This is a genomic window from Allobaculum sp. JKK-2023, from assembly GCF_034745455.1.
Taxonomy (GTDB): Bacteria; Bacillota_I; Bacilli_A; order Erysipelotrichales; family Erysipelotrichaceae; genus Allobaculum.
Genome location: NZ_JAYERV010000003.1, coordinates 3,541,134 through 3,560,692 on the forward strand (window position 1 = coordinate 3,541,134; position 19,559 = coordinate 3,560,692).

20 protein-coding genes are annotated in these 19,559 nt (G+C 47.5%); 18 read left to right on the top strand and 2 right to left on the bottom strand.

Annotated features, from left to right (window positions below):
* The first annotated feature begins 41 nt into the window (after positions 1–41).
* The 18 genes from nusB to U4956_RS14330 all read left to right on the top strand — a co-directional run bounded on the left by nusB (position 42) and on the right by U4956_RS14330 (position 18,516).
* Positions 42–635: a transcription antitermination factor NusB gene (gene nusB / locus U4956_RS14245; protein WP_323091389.1), complete on the top strand. Its 594-nt coding sequence runs from the start codon at positions 42–44 to the stop codon at positions 633–635.
* On the top strand, positions 622–2,037 hold the full coding sequence (xseA, locus tag U4956_RS14250; RefSeq protein WP_323091392.1) for an exodeoxyribonuclease VII large subunit: 1,416 nt from the start codon (positions 622–624) through the stop codon (positions 2,035–2,037). The genes nusB and xseA overlap by 14 nt, the downstream gene beginning before the upstream one ends.
* 347 nt (positions 2,038–2,384) lie before the next feature.
* The gene (xseB, locus tag U4956_RS14255; protein ID WP_323091393.1) at positions 2,385–2,597 is read left to right on the top strand and encodes an exodeoxyribonuclease VII small subunit; all 213 of its coding nucleotides are present in this window, start codon (positions 2,385–2,387) and stop codon (positions 2,595–2,597) included.
* Positions 2,590–3,444: a farnesyl diphosphate synthase gene (locus U4956_RS14260; RefSeq protein ID WP_323091394.1), complete on the top strand. Its 855-nt coding sequence runs from the start codon at positions 2,590–2,592 to the stop codon at positions 3,442–3,444. The genes xseB and U4956_RS14260 overlap by 8 nt, the downstream gene beginning before the upstream one ends.
* Positions 3,445–3,849: 405 nt before the next feature.
* Entirely contained in the window at positions 3,850–5,724 is a 1,875-nt protein-coding gene (gene dxs / locus U4956_RS14265) for a 1-deoxy-D-xylulose-5-phosphate synthase (protein ID WP_323091395.1), read from the top strand.
* Entirely contained in the window at positions 5,699–6,427 is a 729-nt protein-coding gene (locus U4956_RS14270) for a TlyA family RNA methyltransferase (protein ID WP_323091396.1), read from the top strand. The genes dxs and U4956_RS14270 overlap by 26 nt, the downstream gene beginning before the upstream one ends.
* Positions 6,420–8,060 carry a DNA repair protein RecN gene (locus U4956_RS14275; RefSeq protein ID WP_323091397.1) on the top strand — a complete coding sequence of 547 codons (1,641 nt, stop codon included), beginning with the start codon at positions 6,420–6,422 and terminating at the stop codon, positions 8,058–8,060. The genes U4956_RS14270 and U4956_RS14275 overlap by 8 nt, the downstream gene beginning before the upstream one ends.
* Complete coding sequence (gene dinB / locus U4956_RS14280; RefSeq protein WP_323091398.1) at positions 8,053–9,375, top strand: DNA polymerase IV; 1,323 nt, start codon at positions 8,053–8,055, stop codon at positions 9,373–9,375. Before U4956_RS14275 ends, dinB begins: the two co-directional genes overlap by 8 nt.
* Positions 9,365–10,072 (top strand): tRNA1(Val) (adenine(37)-N6)-methyltransferase, encoded by a 708-nt coding sequence (locus tag U4956_RS14285; RefSeq protein WP_323091399.1) that lies wholly within the window; start codon positions 9,365–9,367, stop codon positions 10,070–10,072. The genes dinB and U4956_RS14285 overlap by 11 nt, the downstream gene beginning before the upstream one ends.
* A 134-nt stretch (positions 10,073–10,206) precedes the next feature.
* Positions 10,207–11,169, top strand: coding sequence for a tyrosine-type recombinase/integrase (locus tag U4956_RS14290; protein ID WP_323091401.1), 963 nt, complete (start codon positions 10,207–10,209; stop codon positions 11,167–11,169).
* A 322-nt stretch (positions 11,170–11,491) separates the two neighbouring features.
* A complete protein-coding gene (locus U4956_RS14295; protein ID WP_323091402.1) occupies positions 11,492–12,361 on the top strand; it encodes an Mrp/NBP35 family ATP-binding protein in 870 nt (289 codons plus the stop codon).
* A complete protein-coding gene (locus U4956_RS14300) occupies positions 12,342–12,872 on the top strand; it encodes a tetratricopeptide repeat protein (protein WP_323091403.1) in 531 nt (176 codons plus the stop codon). Before U4956_RS14295 ends, U4956_RS14300 begins: the two co-directional genes overlap by 20 nt.
* A gap of 425 nt (positions 12,873–13,297) precedes the next feature.
* Complete coding sequence (locus tag U4956_RS14305; RefSeq protein ID WP_323091404.1) at positions 13,298–13,867, top strand: TetR/AcrR family transcriptional regulator; 570 nt, start codon at positions 13,298–13,300, stop codon at positions 13,865–13,867.
* On the top strand, positions 13,857–14,474 hold the full coding sequence (locus tag U4956_RS14310; RefSeq protein ID WP_323091405.1) for a TetR/AcrR family transcriptional regulator: 618 nt from the start codon (positions 13,857–13,859) through the stop codon (positions 14,472–14,474). Before U4956_RS14305 ends, U4956_RS14310 begins: the two co-directional genes overlap by 11 nt.
* Positions 14,475–14,719: 245 nt before the next feature.
* The gene (locus tag U4956_RS14315; protein WP_323091406.1) at positions 14,720–15,235 is read left to right on the top strand and encodes a hypothetical protein; all 516 of its coding nucleotides are present in this window, start codon (positions 14,720–14,722) and stop codon (positions 15,233–15,235) included.
* Positions 15,236–15,260: 25 nt separating this feature from the next.
* Positions 15,261–15,782 (top strand): DUF3284 domain-containing protein, encoded by a 522-nt coding sequence (locus U4956_RS14320; RefSeq protein WP_323091407.1) that lies wholly within the window; start codon positions 15,261–15,263, stop codon positions 15,780–15,782.
* Positions 15,783–15,935: 153 nt separating this feature from the next.
* Positions 15,936–17,285: an exonuclease domain-containing protein gene (locus U4956_RS14325; protein ID WP_323091409.1), complete on the top strand. Its 1,350-nt coding sequence runs from the start codon at positions 15,936–15,938 to the stop codon at positions 17,283–17,285.
* A gap of 226 nt (positions 17,286–17,511) precedes the next feature.
* Positions 17,512–18,516 carry a tyrosine-type recombinase/integrase gene (locus U4956_RS14330; RefSeq protein ID WP_323091411.1) on the top strand — a complete coding sequence of 335 codons (1,005 nt, stop codon included), beginning with the start codon at positions 17,512–17,514 and terminating at the stop codon, positions 18,514–18,516.
* 135 nt (positions 18,517–18,651) lie between these two features.
* On the opposite strand, the gene U4956_RS14335 is transcribed toward U4956_RS14330, so the two are convergent.
* Together U4956_RS14335 and U4956_RS14340 are read right to left on the bottom strand one after the other, a co-directional pair.
* Entirely contained in the window at positions 18,652–19,098 is a 447-nt protein-coding gene (locus tag U4956_RS14335) for a hypothetical protein (RefSeq protein WP_323091412.1), read from the bottom strand.
* Positions 19,095–19,559, bottom strand: a 465-nt coding sequence (locus U4956_RS14340) for a PIN domain-containing protein (protein WP_323091413.1), incomplete at its 5' end; no start/stop codon positions are given. The genes U4956_RS14335 and U4956_RS14340, both read right to left, overlap by 4 nt.

The following is a 19,559-nucleotide window of genomic DNA, read 5'->3' on the forward strand; positions in this document are numbered from 1 at the left end:
GGAAATCCTGCCGGATTTCCCTTTTTTTGGAAAGGATCGCTATGAAAGAAAAGAAAACGCTGGCTGATGTCAGACCGATGAGTGAGGCGGAACTGAAAAAAGGAATCGAAAATCTGTCTCCGTTTATTTACGATGCCATTAAAGACCGTCTCGATGAAATTCCTGTCAATATTCAGGAAGCGCTGGTTCAGAAAATCCAGCTGCCAAGACGCGCCATGCTGGATTACAAAATTCCATTTAACCGTCATCAGATGCGCGAACTCGCTATTGAAGCTATCTATCAGAACTTATTGCTTGGCAAGGACATCAAAAAGGCTCTGTACGACGTTCTGTTAGGCAGCAACGAAGTTAATGGCTATCTGTACTCGCTGACAGTTGGAACCATTGAAAACAAGGATCGTTATATCGATCTGCTGTCGAAAAAACTGCGTTCTGACTGGAGCTGGGAGAGACTTTCTTTGCTTGAGCAGGCGATTTTACTGATGAGCTGCCAGGAAATCCTTGAAAATGGAACACCAAAATCGGTGGCCATCAACGAAGCTGTCACACTCGCAAAAGAATATTGTGACGAACCGGCCAGAAAGCTGGTCAATGGTATCCTCGATACGCTGGATACCAGCGATGCAGACGATTAGTGTCGGCGAGCTGACCAGAAAAATCAATGCGTTTATCACACGCGGAGTCAATTTATCCAGTGCGATGATCAGTGGCGAGATCAGTAATTTTCGAAGATCTCCAAGCGGCCACTGTTATTTCAATCTCAAAGATGACAAAGGACAGCTGTCCTGTACTCTGTGGAAAACCCAGGCTGATAGAACTGGATTTGACCTTGGGGATGGGATGGCTGTCCTTGTTCATGGTGAGCTGACTTTTTTTGAAAAAAGAGGAACTCTCCAGATCAATGTCGATCATGTCGAGCCTGCCGGACTGGGCACGCTTTATCTTGAGCTGGAAAAACGCAAGAAACTTCTGGAAGCCCAGGGCTGCTTTGCGCAAGAGCGCAAAAAGCCCAAACCTGCCGAAATCAATACCATAGCGATCGTCACGGGCGAAACGACCGCTGCTCTTCAGGATGCTTTAAAGACCATCCGGCTGCGCTGGCCGATGTTAAAAGTGAAATTATTCAAAACCCCGGTGCAGGGCGAAGAAGCACCGCCCAAAATTGTCAGGGCTCTTCAGGCTGCCGACCAGAGCGGGGCCGATGCCGTTTTGCTCATTCGCGGCGGCGGAAGCTTTGAAGACCTGTTCTGCTTCAATGATCCAAGAATTGTCTATGCCCTCAACCAGATGAAGACCTATACCGTGACCGGCATCGGCCATGAAATCGATACCTCCCTGGCTGATCTTGCTGCTGACCATATGGCACTGACGCCAACCGCTGCCGCCCAATGGGTCACCCCGGATCAGCATGAAGTGAAAGCCCGTCTGGATTCCTTGCAAAAGCAGCTGATTCAATCGGCCAGAGCGATCTTTAATCACAATGCGCAAAAGCTGATGTATTTACAAAGCGCCTCAGCCCTGGCCAATCCGCAGGCTTGGATTGATCAGCGTAAAAATTACCAGCAGCTTCTCTTACAGCGTCTGATCCAGCTTTCGACAAGCCGGATGCATCTGGTTGAAAACCAGCTGAGCGCTTTAAGCAATGCCCTGGTGCAGTCCATGAATGATGATCTTTCCAAAGCTGACCGCAGACTTCAGTCCAATACAGGCCAGCTGCTGCTTCACTCACCTATGGGCCAGCTGCGCCTTTCCAAAATGGAACTGGAAAGAAATATCCAGAGTCTGCAGACTGCTTTTGGCTACCAGCTTGATGGTGCAAAAAACCAGCTCGATAAACTGGAGGGCATGCTTAAGGCCCTCTCCGTGCAGGGGGTTTTAGAGCGTGGATTTGCGATTGCCTATCTGGAGGGAAAGCCGGTTCGTTCGGTGGATGAACTGAAGAAAGCGGATCTGGTTTCTCTCCAGTTTGCGACTGGAATGGCAAAAGCTGAAATTATGGAAACAGACCTCGCAAAGACGGATGAGCAGGCGGGATAGATTCTGATTTTGATCGGCTTGTTTCCAGATTCAGACTGAATGTTAATCTGCTTGATCCGTTCTGTCCGTTTCTGTTCACCCTGGTTTTATCCGTTGCTTTAAACAGCGACAATCCGCCTAAAAGAGCAGGAGACCGATTCAACCTTATGGAATCTGCTCACTGCTCTTTTTCTCTTTATTTTTCACTTGAAGCCATTTTTGATCAATGAAAGACCAGAACAGGAATCCCCTCGAACCGCCCGTCCTAATGAAATCATAAAAATACAGCCTAAATGCAGCTGAACACTAGAGCAGCTGAACACCAGAATGGCCTGAATCTGGCCATCGTTATCTACAGGAGACCAATTATGCCCACTCAAAACCTTACGTTCCAGCAGTCGATGAACCGCCTGGAACAGATTGTCAATGAACTGAACAACCCTCATGTTGAACTGGAACATGCCATGTCCTTGTTTAAAGAAGGACTTGAGCTGTCCAAAAGCTGCCAGAGTCAGCTGGAAAGCTTTGAAACGCAGATGAATGAACTGATCGCAAAGGATGTGAAGCCAGCTCATGAGTAATCCATTTGAGACTCTTCGCAATCAGTTTGATTTGTATCTCGATACCCAGACCAACAAACTGCCAGAATCCAGATTGAAAGATGCCATGCGCTACTCTTTGTTAGCAGGGGGGAAGCGCGTGCGTCCAATGCTTTTATTTGCGGCTCTGGATGCCTATGGCCTGCCGGCCGAAGAAGGCTTTCCAATGGCCGCAGCCATTGAAATGATTCATACCTACTCCCTGATTCATGATGATATGCCAGAGATGGATAACGATGATCTGCGGCGGGGAAGAGCGACCTGCCATCGGGTCTATGGGGATGATATTGCCCTGCTTGCCGGCGATGGTCTGCAGGCGTTTGCATTTGAACAGCTGAAGGATGTCTCCGATCCGAAAAAAGCCATTGATCTTTGTGTGCTCTTAGCCCGTATGGCAGGACCGGCCGGGATGTGTTATGGTCAGGACCTTGACCTGGATGCAGATGGTGCCTCGTCACTTGAAGATATTGAACGCATTGAAACCTATAAGACGGGCTGTCTGATCGCCCTGCCGCTTTGTTCTGCAGCCATTCTGGCTGGCCATCCAGAAGACGTCGACAAGTGGCAGCAGATCGGCCACCAAATTGGCATTCAGTTCCAGATTCAGGATGATCTGCTGGAAAAAACATCGAATGCAGCCATCATGGGGAAATCTTTGTCCGATGAGCGCAATGAAAAAGCGACTGCCTTGACGTTCTTTGGCCTGGAAGAAGGAAAAGCCAAAGTGCTTGAGTATGAAAAATCCATTCTGACCAAGCTTGATGAATTCGATCTCAATGATGATCTTCTTCGAAGTCTTATCGAACAATTGACTCACCGCACCCATTAATTCATTCATCCATCTATCCATTCATCCGTCAGTCTGATCACCAACCTGACCAGAGTCCGGTTTCTGGCGTTTCTTTGAGTCGGTAAAGAATGATTGTCAGGATGCTGCAGCCGTTTTGCTTTGGAGACAGGATTCAATCTGTTGTATTTTTTTCAAGGATTCATTTTCAGGATGCGGTATGATGAAGATACTCTCTAGGATACAAAATCCTAAAATTTTTACAATTATCCGTGCAATTTGCACGCACCTCATTTAGAATACTCTCACACTTCCTCATTTCGCGGACTCCTTGCGCAATCAGAACGGGGTTGAGAGCATTCTTTGCCTGTTAGAAGCATGTAAGCCCGATTGACCGTGCTGGCAGCAGGTGCAATTTCGTTAGAAATTCTGGAAGGAGGAAATTGTTTGTTACTGACTCAGCTGAAAGATCCAGCCCAGCTAAAAGATCTGAGCGTTGAAGAACTCGAAGATTTAGCCCGACAGATCCGGTTGTTTCTGATTCAAAGCATTTCCAGAACTGGTGGTCATCTGTCCAGCAATCTTGGGATCGTCGAACTGACTCTTGCCTTACATACCGTCTTTAATTCACCTAAAGATAAAATTATTTTCGATGTTGGCCACCAGAGCTATACCCATAAAATCCTGACTGGCCGAATGAACCAGTTTAAGACTCTGCGCCAGTTTCATGGCCTTTCGGGCTATCAGAAACGGGCCGAAAGTGAGCATGACGGCTGGGAAGCCGGCCATTCTTCAACTTCGCTTTCAGCAGGTCTTGGCATGGCGATCGCAAGAGATCTGCAGGGTGGGGATTTTGAGGTTGTCAGTGTCATTGGCGATGGAGCTCTTGGCAGCGGCATGGCTTTGGAAGCCTTAAATGATCTGGGCGCCCAGCATCGCAAGATGATCATCATCTTCAATGATAATAAGATGTCGATTTCACCCAATATCGGTGGGATTGAACGTTCCATTACCAAAGTCCGGACTTCAAAAGTGTACCGGGAAACGAAAAAAGATCTTTATGATACGTTGATCGCTTCGAATACAGGCAAGGAAATCCTGAATTTTTTACGGGACTATCGCGATCGAATCAAAGAAAAGGTCATTGATGCGCCCTTATTTACCTCGTTTGACCTGGACTACATTGGTCCGGTCGATGGATCCAATATTCCAGAGCTGATCGATGCTTTCCAGACCGCAAAAGAACATGATGGCCCGATTGTCGTTCACGTGCTGACCAACAAAGGAAAAGGATATTCCTTTGCGGAGCAGGATGAAACCGGCGTGTGGCATGGTGTGGGACCATTTGATATCCGGACCGGTAAATTTCTGGGGGAAAAAAAGCCAGATCAGGTCAGCTGGTCGGAAGTCGCAGCCAGAACGCTGTACCGACTTGCAGCCCAGGATCAAAAACTCTGCGTGATTACCCCGGCAATGGCTACAGGCAGTGCCCTGCTTCCATTTGCCCATAAATATCCGGATCGCTTCTTTGATCCAGGAATTGCGGAAGAACATGCGGTGACCATGGCAGGAGCCATGGCAGCCGGCGGTCTGCATCCGTTTGTCTCGATTTACAGCTCCTTTTTACAGCGGGCGTATGATCAGGTACTCCATGATGTAGCGCGTATGGATCTGCCGGTTGTCTTTGGCATTGACAGGGCGGGACTGGTTGGCAGTGATGGCGAAACCCATCAGGGGATTTATGACATCTCTTTTCTGAATACCATTCCCAATGTGGTCCTCTGCCAGCCAGCTGATGCTACGGAAGCCCAGAATCTGATTTACACCGGCTTTCAGTATCGTCATCCATTTTTTATCCGGTATCCGCGCGGTAAAACACATTTCCAGCCCAATGCCAATCTGGAACCCATTGAAATCGGCACCTGGACATCGACCGAAACGGGAACTGGAACCCCAGAGCAGATCGTGATTGCGTATGGCGAGGATGTAAAGAAAATTGAACAGCGGGCGGCCAGAGAGAATCTGAATCTGAAGGTCGTCAATGCCCGCTTTCTGATCCCGCTCGATACTGCGATGCTTGATATGATTTTTGATTCTGGACTGCCGGTTACGATCTATGAAACGGACAGTCCATTTGGCGGGCTTTCGACGAGTATTGCCCGTTACCTTGAAACCAGACACCAGGACTTTGATCTGTTAACGCTCAAAGACGGTTTTATCCCGCAGGGATCGATCAGTGAACTGCGCAAGGATCAGCAGATCAGCCTGGACGATTTATTTGAAAGGTTGGATGCGCATGCGTCTCGATCAGAAACTAGCTGATCCACTTGGCTCCCGGACTCGGGCAGCTGATGCCATTAAATCCGGACGGGTGACTGTCAATTCGAAAGTCATTACCAGACCGGCCTATGAAATTGAAGAAGGGGATGTCGTTGAAGTCGCCGCCGTTGACCACGATTATGTCTCCAGAGCCGGCGGCAAGCTTTTAGCCGCATACGATGCCTTTGATCTGTCAACTCAGAACGAGACTGTTCTTGATATTGGCGCCAGTACGGGCGGCTTTACCCAGTGTGCTTTAGAGCATGGAGCCTCGAAAGTCTATGCATTGGATGTTGGCCATCTGCAGCTGGCTCCTTCTTTAGAGGCGGATCCTCGCGTGGTCAAGATGGAAGGGGTCAATGCCAAAACCATCTCGAAAGACTGGTTTCATCCGCCCATTGACTTTGTGTGCATGGATGTCAGCTTCATTTCCGCGATCAGCATTCTTGAGCCTTTATTCACCCAGTTTGTTCCGAAACATATGGTCATTCTGGTCAAGCCGCAGTTTGAATGCGGTCCGAAGGCTCTGAATAAAAAAGGCGTCATCCGCCACCCGAAATATGAAAAAGAAGCCCTGGAAAAGGTCAAAGCCTTTTTAGGGCAATACTACCAGAATCTGCAAGCCATTCCCTCTCCGGTCGTCGGCCGGAAAGGGAATCAGGAATATGTAATTTATGCATCGAAAAGGAGGGAACGATTTGATTGATCAGCTGATGGTTCAGGACTATATCCTGTTTGAAAACGCCCAGATCGACTTTAAAAATAATATGTCGGTGATCACTGGTGAAACCGGAGCCGGTAAATCTCTGCTCATCGATGCCATTCATGTCATCTCGGGCGGCCGGGTTTCCAAAGGTGTCGTTCGCAAGGGCAAAGACAAAGCCGTTTTACAGATGATTCTTTCCGGCCCGGATGAGACCGTCCGCTCCATGCTGGAAGAAAATGGTTTTGATCCTGACGAAGACATCATTCTCACCCGCATCGTGAACGCCAATGGCAAAAGCCGCATGCTGCTCAATTCCCGCACGACAACCAATGCCTTTGTCAGTGAACTTGTCAGCCGGATGGTGGATATTCACTCCCAGATGGATACGGTCCGCCTGATGGATCCCCAGCTGCAGCTTGATATGCTGGATCGGTTTGCCAAAACCGAAGAGCTGCGCCAGAAAACTGCCGATGCGTATGCAATCCTGCATAAAAAAGCAGTTGAAATCAAGAAACTGAAAACGCAGACGTTCTCAGATGCTCATCTTGAAGCCATTACCCGTCAGCTCAATGAAATCAGTGCGGCAAAAGTCCAGGATGGTGAGCTCGAAGAGCTTGATGCCCGGATTGAGCAGGCTGAAAAAGTGGTGGCGGCTACGGAAAACCTCTCTGAGGCTTCCTATTACTGGAAAAAAGAAGGTGGGATTTCCGATCAGCTGTATACTGCTCTGAAACTGCTTGAGGATGCGCCAACCAATGAAAACTATGGCGACAAGCTCCATGATTTGTACTACCAGCTTCAGGATCTGTTTGAAAACATCTCTGATGCGCGAAGTGATGCCTCTGAAGATGGCCAGTCTCTCGACCAGCTTCATGAACGCGAGTTCTTAATCCGTCAGCTGTTCAAAAAATATGGTGGGAATTATCAAGCGCTGATGGAAACGGAAAAATCGCTCAACCAGCAAGTAGATCTGATTTTGCACCGGCAGGATCTGTTTGAGAGGCTGGAAAAAGAAAAGAAAGAAGCCGCCAAAGTGTATACTGCTCTGGCCAGCCAGCTTCATAAGCAGCGTCAGGATGCGGTGCCGGAACTCAAAAGCCTGATCGAAGCTCATGCCAGAGATTTGATGCTGGAGCATTGTGTGTTTGATGTTCATTTTGAAAAGAAAAATCCATCCAAAGACGGCATGGATCTGATTGAATTCCATGCCAGCATGAACCCCGGCCAGCCGCTCACCCCGCTCAAACAGTCTGCCAGCGGCGGGGAACTTTCCCGGCTGATGCTCGCCTTGAAGGTGGTTTTCCAGGCGGAAAATGGAATCGGGACCCTGGTCTTTGATGAAATCGATACGGGTGTTTCCGGGAAAGTCGCCCTGGCGATGGGAAGTAAGATGCATGCCCTGGCAGACAACTACCAGGTGCTTTGCATCACCCATTTGCCTTCGGTTGCCGTCTGGGCAGATGACCATTACCGGGTGGCCAAAACAACCGATGGGACGACGACTTCGACGCATGTCAGTCTTCTAAGTGAGGAAGAACATTTTGAAGAACTGGCGATCATGGCCAATGGAACTGCTGAGCCAACGGCAGTGGAAAGCATGAAAGAACTGTTCCACCGGGTGCGCCATGGCTAGAGTATTATTCCATATCGATCTCAACGCATTTTTTGCCTCGGCTGAAGAACTGCGTCATCCTGAGTACAAAGACAAACCCCTGGCGATCGGATCCAATTCCGCCAGGGGTGTTCTTGCGACCAGTAACTATATTGCCCGCAACTATGGTGTCACCTCCGCCATGCCAACCCGAATGGCGCAAAAACTCTGCCCGGAACTGGTCATTCTCAATTCCGACCATGATTACTATCGTCAACTGTCCAGCCAGTTCTTCGCGTATCTGCGCAAATTTTCCGGCAAGCTGGAAATTCTCTCTATTGATGAGTGTTTTCTGGATGTGACCGAAGTCATTGCCCGTTATCCCCGGCCATTGGATCTGGCGGTTCAGATTCAGCGCGGCGTCCTCGATGAGTTGGGACTGAAGTGCTCGATTGGCGTGGGTCCGACCCGTTTTCTGGCCAAAATGGCTTCCGATATGCGAAAACCGATGGGCATTACTGTGCTTCGCAAGCGCGACATCCAAGCCAAGCTGTATCCGCTCCCCATTGAAAGCTGTATCGGGATTGGCAAGAAAACCGTTCCGAAGCTTAAGGAAAAGGGAATTGAAACGGTTGGGGATCTTGCAAGTGAAGAAAACCGGGCGGTCTGCACCCAGATTTTGCAAAATTCCTGGCCTGAAGTCTATGCGAAGATCACTGGCCAGTCTTCTGATCAGCTGGTGTACTCCACGACCCGCAAATCGGTTTCTCATTCGAAAACCTTTTCCCATGATTTGTATACCCTGGAAGAAGTGCTCGAACAGGCTTCACTTCTGACCCGTCAGATTGCAGAGGCCATGGCCCGCACGCATAAAAAAGGGGCCTCGATTTCCGTTGTGCTTCGGGATGGAGATTTCCATAACCAGGTTCGTTCGGCCAGACTGCCGTCCATGACCAATGATTATTTCATCCTGATCGAAAAAGTCAGAGCGCTCATTTACCGTAATTTTGAACCTGTCGGCTATCGGCATATCGGCATTTCCGTTGGCTCTTTGCAGGATGAAGACCAGATTGTCCTGCAGCCAACGCTCTTTGATCCATCTGTCAGCGGATCAGATGCGGTGATTCGATCCCTGAATAAACAGCTTGAAGGGGCGGGTCTGATGAAACTGAGCGATCTGATGAAAAAGAAAGAAGCCCAAAACGAACAGGAAAGCGCCGCTGACCACATATCAGCAACTGACCAATCCAGTTTGGCAGGTCATGAACCCGATCCTGACAAAAATGGCCAGCCGGCCGATGACAATACGGCTCGTCAAACTATTGCAACCAGCCTGGAGGTCAGCGATGAACAATGAACTTGAAGGCCTGCTTGTCGAAAATGGTCTGGATCCAGAAAAGATCCGGGAAGATTATTTTATTGATCCCGAGTGCCGGATTTTACAAAGCAAGCAGCATTTCTGCTTCAACTCTGACAGTACAGATCTGGCCAGACTGTGCCGGGTGTATCCGCATGACCGGGTCTGCGAAATCGGCACGAATAATGGCGCTTTGCTTGTTTATTTAGATCGGTTTCAGCCGGACTATCTTTGCGGGATTGAAATTCTCGAAGAACCCGCAAAACTGGCACGGCTGAATCTCGATCGTTCGGTTTTGTGCAAGCATGAGATCTTTGTCGGCTCCGTGGAATCCTTTCCAGAAGGACAGTTTGATCTGGTGCTCTGCAATCCGCCTTACTTTGAACTGCCCAAGGACCAGAATTTTGTTTCTCAACTCTCTCTTCGGCAGCAGGCCCGGTTTGAAAAGAATCTGGACTTAAAAACCATGATTGTCCAGGCTTCCAGACTGCTTCGTTCAAATGGCCGGTTTTGTTTTGTGCATCGCCCAGAGCGGATAGCCCAGGCCATTGTCGAGCTCAATGCAGCCAATTTTTCCATTTCCAGGCTGCAGATTGCCTATGACAAACGAGATGGACAGGCCAAGGCCATTTTGATAGAAGCCATCAAGGAAGGAAACTGTCGGCCTCAGATTCTTGAGCCGATTGTTCGAGAATAGAGTCTGGAGTCTCAGGTGGATTCTATCCCAGGCCTGAATTCATGCTTCAGCTTCAGGCTTTTTTTACAGAAACAGAGACGATAACTGAGCAATATGAAAAATGCGAAAGAAAAATATGAAAGAAGGGAAAAGAAATGGATCTGGATTCAGTCATTCGATCCTTTTCAAGCTGGGCTGAAAACAGCCAGGGCAAAGCCCGCTCCTCCGTTGATAGCCAGCGTCAGGATCTGATTTTACTCAAAGAATATCTCAAGGAGCAGAAAACACAGATCGAAGAGGTCGATGGCCTCTTCTTACAGGGATTTCTGGATGAACTTTCACTGCGTTACGCCCCAAGCAGCATTGCCAGACTGACCAGCACCCTGCGTTCTTTTTTTGGCTACCTGAATCTGATGTATGACCTGCCGGATCCCAGCACGCTGTTAAAAGCGCCCCACATCAGCCGTCATTTACCCGTCTGGGCTTCTGATGCTGAGATGGAGGCGGTACTGGCCGATTTTGACCAGTCCGATAAGGGAATTCTTGATAAGACGATTGTGACGGTCCTGTATTGCTGCGGACTTCGCGTGAGTGAACTTTGTACGCTTCGGACCAATGATGTCCGCCTGGACCAGAAACAGATTCGTGTATTGGGCAAAGGGGATAAGGAGCGGATTGTTCCCCTGGTGGACGAATGCATCCAGCAAATGGCGCTCTATTGGAATGTCGTCCGCCAGCCCAAAGCGAGTGCGGCCAGCTATTTCTTTGTTTCCCTGAAAGGTCTGCCGCTCAACCGGCAGTATGTTTACCGGCTTACCAAAAACAGTGCGCTCAATCACCAGCTCTCGCCCTCTTTTTCCCCACACTCTTTGCGCCATTCGTTTGCGACCCGGCTGATCGAAAACGATACGGATCTGCGAATGGTGCAGGAACTGCTTGGTCATGCCGATATTTCCACGACCCAGATTTACACGCATGTTGATACAAGCCGGCTGGTGGCCAGCGTGGACCAGGCTTTAAAGGATCCAAAACTGGCTTTTGACAAACGGCCTGCAAAATCTGCCGCAGCGAATGGCCTCAAATCCGATACACAATCTGATCGTGAAAATAAGCAATAAGGACTTGACAGCTGTGCGATGATAGAAAAGGCAGACAGAAGCCGATGAATCTTTCAAAGCTGGATGCACTGCCGACTCATCTGTCAAAAAAGCTGCCGGATCCTGACGATCAGCCGCTAAAATGCGAAGAAATCCGGCGATAAGCCGGAGCGTGATAGAATAAAATCTCACAGACCAACAGGCCCAGCCAAGTCAGATTTTCTGATGAATTGGGCCTTTTATCTGAGTTCATACAGGACTTGTGAAGAGATTCCTATTTCTTTATGAGTTCAGTTCTCACACAAAATCATAGAGGCAGCTTTGCTGCCAAGGAGGAAAGAACATGAGTTGTGAAGGATGCCCATCTGCAGGAAACTGCTCCAAAGATCCAGGTTCTTGCAAAATTAAAGAAAATCCAAATAACCATATTAAAAACATCGTAGCCGTAATGTCCGGCAAGGGTGGTGTCGGCAAAAGTACCGTTACGGTGATGTTAGCCCGCGCTTTAAGCCGGCTTGGCTATTCCGTCGGCATTCTGGATGCCGATATTACCGGTCCATCCATTCCCCGTTTAATGTCTCTTGAACATGAACAGGCGTATGCGGATAAAAACCAGTACGTTTTGCCTGTTGTTTCTGAAGACAACGTCAAAATGATGTCTTTAAACTATATGCTCAGCGATGAAAACGATCCTGTGATCTGGCGCGGTCCAATCGTTTCCAACGTTTTAAAACAGTTCTATACAGACGTTCTGTGGGGCGATCTGGATGTTTTGCTGATTGATATGCCGCCAGGAACAGGGGATGTGGCGTTAACGATCTTGCAGGAACTGCCTGTTGATGGCGTCATCATGATTTCTACGCCGCAGCCAATGGTTTCCATGATCGTGACCAAAGCCATCCGCATGTGTAACAAAATGAATATGCCAGTGCTTGGTGTGGTTGAAAACATGGCCTATCTCAACTGCCCGCATTGCAATGAGCGCACAAACTTCTACGAAGAAGAAGACCTGGAAGAGTTCAAGAACAATTCCGGTTCCAAAATTTACACAACCCTGCCAATGCTTGACCTGCTTCGCAATATTAACAAATACGACACATTCAATCTGCGCCAGCAGGAAGAAATTGCCGGCTTATTCGATGAATTTGCCAAAGAGATGATGGAAGATCTTGCTTTCGTGAAGGAAGAAAAAAATGGACCAGCAGCTGCTTGATCAGCTCAAAACTGAATATCATGCTTTGCTTGAACAGGGCAGACTTTCTGATGCGCTGCCTTTAATCCGCCAGGCTGCCCACTGGGCGGATGAAGAGTCTCAGATTCTGGCGGAACGGATTTACCTGCACGACGCCTATGGTCATCTGCGACAGGATCTTGCAGGCTATGAATACGCCATGCTGGCAGCCATGAATGGCGATGTGACCAGTATGTACGATCTGGCTTTTCTGTACCGTGATGGCAAAGGGACTGTCCATGATGCGGCTAAAGCTTTCTATTGGCTGACTAAAGCAGCAAATGCCGGGGATGCCAGAGCAATGGATGAACTTGGTCTTTGTTATCTACAGGCCAGGGGAGTGGCACGCGACCTTGACCAGGCGGTTTCTCTGTTTGAAAAAGCCAGAGAAGCGGGTGGTCAGGATGCCGATCTGCTCCAGTCCGCCAACAGGCACCTGTTCATGGCTCAAAAAATGATTGAAAAAGAGAAAAACAAGAAAGCCGAAGATTAGTTCGAATCTTTCCATCTCCTGCCTGGATACTTGTCTTTCCGGCATGGTTTGCAAAACGCATTCTCCAGAAGCATGCATGACCGCTCAACTCAGAATGTCGATGATTTCATTCGACAGCCCCTGTTGGGCGGTCATTTTTAGTTTTTGCAAAGGCTTGATGGGAATAAATTTGAAAAATGCACCATCATTTTTCAATGATCGATTTTAAAACCGTCTGATTTGTTTGTTTGGTTTTGACCCACTCTTTTTTAAGAGAGCTTGGGCTGCTTAAAAAGAACAAATGCCGGCACTTTATAAATCACTTGTTTTGCTACCTGAAATGTATTCATTTTTCCTATGAATAAGGTGTAAAATGGCCATAATATTCCGCAGAGCCGTTAGGAAGTTCATTGACGGGTATGGTACAATTCACATGAGGGATGAGTATGAAACGAAAAGCTGATTTAAACCAGATCTATCAGAACTCTCGCGACCTTTTCATCCGCAAGGGCTATAAAGCGGTCAAGATGGACGAGATCTGTGCCAGTGTCGGGATCTCCAAACCGACATTTTACAAACTGAAAATCAATAAGCGCGATCTGCTGATCCATGCCTACAAAGCAGCTGATGAACGCCTGCAAACAGATCCGGAAAATTTGTCTGCCCAGCAGATTCATCAAGAGATTTTCAGGGTTCTGGATCTTGTTATTGAGCAGATCTTTGGCAACGGGCCAGATATGCTGCGTGATCTTCTCCGCCTGCATTTTGAACAATCCTGCCTGGATGAGATCTTGACTCCAACCTGGCGGGGCACGATGATCTCATTGATTAAAGCCGGCCAGAAAAAGGGTCTGATCCACAATCTGCGCAATCCACTGACGATTACGAAAGTCATTGGCGCCTATGTGACCGGATACAGTTTCCAGTTTGCGATGCAGCAGGCGGAAGATAACCGTGAGAATCTGCATGAAGGCGTTGATGCGATTCTGCATATTGGAGAAATCTATGAAAGCTGAAAAGAAAAGGCAGGATATTATTGATGCCGGGATGAAGCTGTTTCGCAAAGATGGCTTTGACGAGGTTTCGGTGGATGATATCTGTGATTCGCTGGATATTTCCAAGCCGACACTTTACAAATATGTTCCCAAAAAAGAAATGATTCTTGCCTATTACTATAAACAGCAGTCCGTTGACTCGTTACCGTCGACGTATGAACTTCTCAACCAGAATAAGCCGGCGGCGGCTTTGCATAACCTGTTTAACCGGCTTCATGAGACCATTTACACTATGGGGCCGGAACTGTTTGCGCCGTATAGAGCTTATGCCCTGACAGACCATAATTATCTGGCTTCTTACAGCCGCCCCCAGGTTGAAGTCCTGGAGCGGATCTTAAAAGAACTCGAAGAGCAGGATTTCATTACAGCCAGGGCCACACCGCATAAGCTGGCGGTAATGCTGATGGACTTGAATGAAGGCCTGAGTATTTCCTGGGCGAGCCGGAAAGGTGATTTTGATCTGGGCAAGACATTCCAGTACTACACCCGTATCATGCTGGGAGTTAAAAAGGGTCCGGATAAGGATGTTGAATTTGAAATTGGGGCAGACAATCCAATTGGTCCCTGATTTCATTGTGATCTTCACCTTTCAGGCTTCATGCCAAGAAAATTTTCGACAATAGAAGTGTTTTTCAGATCTGGAGAAACCAACAAGGAAAGCGGGCAGAGATGTCCGATCCATTTTCAGATTATCAGGATCGGTGGGATTCCGGTCCTTTTTCTGTGTCTGCAAACCGGTGGATTTTCCACAGGAATCGGGCAGAATTTCTGATTGATGAATGAACAACTTTTAAACCTGTTACAATGGAGGGCATGAACCAATCTGTAACGAAAACTCTGATTATTACGGCGATGGTGCTTTGCGGCGGATTTGCCATCCTGTGTTATGTGCAGTCTGATCCAAGCTGGTCTTTATGGCTGATTGCCTGCTGTGTCGTTGCCTGTATTTATTTTGGAATTTACCGCCCGAAAAAGAAGGCGCATAAAGAACCAGAAGTCCAGTCTATTCTGCCTGATTCGGCCAGAGAAGCGTTGATGGCCGGCCAGAAACCTCAAATTGGCAGCTCATTAAAGCTGAAAAAAGGCGAACACCTGTATTGGGCTGACCAGATGCGCACCGACTATTACAATTCCAAACCACGTATCTTTTATCTGACCAATGAGCGGCTGGTCTGCCTGGATGACGATTTTCGTTTTTCACATCCAGTTTCCAGCATGATCATCACCATCAATTCGGATCTGATTCGGATTGAGCAGGGAAAGAGTAAAATGACATTTCGCTGCGCCAGTCCAGAGGCCTTCATGGCTGCATGGAATCTGGTGAAATAAGAAGAAAACCAGAAAGGGAAATACGATGCAAGTTGAAGTAACCAAAGAATTCGATGTCACTGCCGAACAGTTTTATGACTTTATGGTCAAAAGCATCTGTGAGCAGATTCAGGAAGAGCTAAATCTGGAGGTAGATCCAGCCCAGATTAAAGCTGGCTATACGCATAAAGTGAAATCGACGACGAAAGATGGAAATGTAGAAAAGATCCGCTATACCATCAAAGAAGCCAAACGGGCAGAAAAGTTCGTTACCGTCTTTACCTCCGCCAAGCGAAAGACCCGCTGCTCGTATACCTTTATTCCAACCGATAAAGGCTGTAAGTTTATCTATGTGGTCGATATCAATTTTGCGGATTCCAAATATGAACCCAAAGGATTCAAAGGGAAAATGGCGATGATCTCCGCTCGAAATCGTGCTGCCCGTCAGGTGAATGCCTCTTATGATGCCTGCAAGAAAGATCTCAAAGAACAGGCCAAAGAAAATAAGAGACTGGCAAAAGAAGCCCGTAAAGAAGCGGTCTGCGAGAATCAGAAAAGTGAAGCATAGCCCTTCTTCTGCTACAATGAATTTACTTTGTCCCTGCATGAAGGCAGGGATTTTCTTTGCCTGTAAAAAAACAAAGCCATATCCTTTTGAGATGAGCATTTGAGAACCTTTTTCGACCATTTCGGCCCATGATACAGGAGATGAGGTGTAAGCATGGCTGATTTTCCATACCCAGGGAAGTTCACATTTGTCGATGTAGAAATCCCGAATCTGAATAATGACTGTATCTGCGCGATTTCCATGATCGTTGTCGACGAGGGAGAAGAAAAACTCCGGGTCACGGAACTGATCAATCCCCAGACGTTTTTTTCCGCAAATAATATCAAAATCCATCATATCCACCGTAAGGATGTGCTGGATTCCAGAACGTTACCCCAGTTCTGGGCTGACTATGGGCAATATTTTGAAGAGCCGTATATCATTGGCGCTCACAATGCGATGAGCGATATCAGTGTTATCAATAAAGACCTGGCCCGGATCCATACGGAAATTCATGCCGTTCAGTATGTCGATACGATGGATATCATGGATCAGTTTTACTATCGCGGCAACCAGGGCAAGGGGGATCTGAAGCTTTGCAACATTGCCGAACACCTGGGCATTGAACTCGACCATCATAACCCTCAAAGTGATGTGAATGCCTGCTACGAGATCATCCGCTATATGTACAATCACTTCGAAATGGATCTGGAGCCGTTTATCAAAAATATCAAGAAGACAAAGTTCCGTCCAAAGAAGCATACAGCGGTTCCCTCGAGCCGGCAGATGAAGATTTTTCTTAATTATGTCCGCAAGCAGATCAACCGCAAAGCCCCATCCGTGGATATTTCGGTTCTGAAAGCCAAAAAGCAGGGGGATCTGGCCTATGAAGAAGGCGACTATGAAGGCGTTATTTTCAACTACGAACTTGCCGCAGCCAAAAACTGGCAGTCCGCTTCCGTCTACTTACGCCTGGCAGAAATCTATGATTCTCTGAATATGACCTTCGATGCCAATCGAATTCTTGAAAAAGGTATCCGCAATCTGAAACGGACCAACCGGAACTGGCGGATTCTCAAGTCAATGGCTTATAACCTGAATCGCAAACGCCGCAAGCCGGAAAGCCAGGAAACTGAAAAACAGAAAGATGCTTCGACACGCAAAAAAGGTTCCCCAAAATACCCGCAACTGGCGGGTAAAAAAACGGAGACTGGATCTGGGCGTTCGCAAGCCTCTGCCAGGATCCCTGATCAGCCTTCTGTTACCGCTGCCCCAGTCGAAACCGGATTGGAAGTCCAGAATTCGGATGCAAATCAAACCGCTCCAGCAAGTTTGCAAAAGCCAGGAAAAGCCGGTTCTTCAAAAAACAAACGCATTCGAAAAGGGAAAATTTCCCGCCGAAACCGTAAACTGAAAAAGCCAGCCACAACGACTGCGGATAGAAGCAATGGATCTGCTTCAAAAGCAGAGGAATCCAGTACCAGTCAGGCGACAGCCGTTCAGAGTGCGGATCTGGTTTGCTGAATTCAAGGATTCAGAAAAAACTGTATTTTATACTGCTCCAGGGAGTTTTCATACAAGATAGAAGACTCCCTTTTTCTTTTCGGTCTTCGATCCTGATCAGATCATCAGCCAGAATGAAGGTTGAATTCATAAACCGGTTAACATCAGGCTGGAAACTTTCGTTTTTTCACGACGATGACAAAGATGCTTGTTGAGTTAAAATAAGACAAGATCTGGAGGAAACGAAATGTCAAATGAAAAGAAGTCACAACAGGAAGTTCAGGTTCTGCCTGTCCAGATGGCCAGAACACCCCTGGTTTCGAATGCATGGAGTGATCTGGACGAAATGGCCAAAGAATGGCTGGCTTATGTTGATGTCTCGCCAAATTCAGAGCTGGTCTATCGAAAATCACTGGGCTACTTTTTTCAATGGATGATTGATCATCATCTTTCAGATCCAACAAGAGCTGATATCATTCACTATCGCAATGATCTGATCCAGCAAAACCTTTCCGTCAGTACCATCAATCAGTACATTCGGGCTGTGAAATCATTTTACCAATGGCTGGATCACCTTGGGCTGCATCAAGATATTACCGAAGGGCTGAAACATTTAAAAAATGATTATGGATTCAAGAAAGGCTATCTTTCTTTTGAGCAATGCCGCAAGGTCCTGAATACATTTAAGGATCTTGAAGCCAACGAAAAGAATCTGCGCAATCAGGCCATTCTGGGCCTGCTGATCACGACGGGACTGCGGACGATTGAAGTGTGCAATGCGGATGTCGGAGACTTTGAAACACGCGGCGAGATGCGGATTTTGCGTGTCAAAGGGAAGGGGCATCATGAAAAGGGTGACTTTGTTAAAGTGCCTGATCAGACCTGGGCTTTGATCAGGCAGTATCTGGATGTTCGCAAAGAGGTAAAATCGGGCAGTCCATTATTTGCGGGACTGGATCATCGATTTCCCGGCCGGCGTCTGACGACCAAATCTATCCGGAAAATCTGTAAAGAGGCCTTTGCGGCGGCTGGTATTGATGCTCCCAATCTTTCTGCCCACAGTCTGCGTCACACCACCGCGACCCTGGCTTTAAAAGAAGGGGCCAATATTGAACAGGTCCAGCAGACTTTGCGTCATGCCTCGATCGAGACAACCATGATTTACGTTCATGCCATCGAACGCGAGAAAAATGCGGCGGAAGACCTGGTTGCCCAGCTGGTCTTTGATTCTAAAAACGAGGACCCCTCCTGAGTCTGGCCTGAATGCGCTCACTTCTATGCAGACCATTCATATCCTATATATCTTTTATATCTTTTCGAACACAAAACGTCCGGAACTCTTTATGAAGAGCGTCCGGACGTTTTTTTGCGTGCTGGCCAATGTGGATCAGGAATGCAAAGAATTTTTCTTAGAGGCATTTTCTGGTTCGATCAGGTTCAATGCTTCCTGGATATTCTGGCAGCATTTTACGCTTCCATATTGTTCAGATGGAAAGAGCACTTCCAGGTTCTTGGCAGCGGTATGCAGTCTTTCATCTTTGGAGATGAGATATAACGGAAGCAGCTTGCGGGTGCGTACTCTTTTTCCGAGCAGTCTTCCTACTTCGTAACAGATGACGCCGTCGCGGTTTGACTCCTTCGCATCAATTTGCACCCAATCGATTTTATTGCGGGCCTGCAATGCCCAGATGAGCAAAGAGACGGGGATTGTCTGCCTGGCTTCTTTTGAGCAGAGAAGAGTGATTTTGCACTCTTCAGGAAGCTTGGAGATTTGTTCATATTCTTCAAAGCCAAGCGTATTTGTATCAAGATAGATCTGAATGGTCGTTTTCATTGTTCGTTTACCTGTTTTTCAATGGATTGTTCATCGGGCTGCATCGGAATGGATGGCAGCTCATTTTCTTTGCCTGCAATCATGTCCTGGATGGCTGGGTAGCGTTTATAGCTTGTTTTTGCTTTTCGCGGACCGGCAGTGCTGGATTCGATTCGTTCTTTTAAGATGTCATAATTTTTGTTAGTTGAAATCACAATCACTTCAAGAAAGCTCCCTGCAAAGGCCTCCATTTTCTGCCCCACCAGCATACATAAAACATTTCCAAGTGAATTTTCTCCTGTATAAAGTACTTTTTTGAAAATTCCTGTTCCAAGATCACGTACTGAATTAAGCAGATCAATGGAAACATATGGCATGTTCTTGCTGTAAAGAACGACCAGTTCATCCGAATTTTCGATTTGATCCAGCTTTTCAAGCCCTGCTGTTCCCACACTTTCGTAATCAACGAGAATATATTTCAT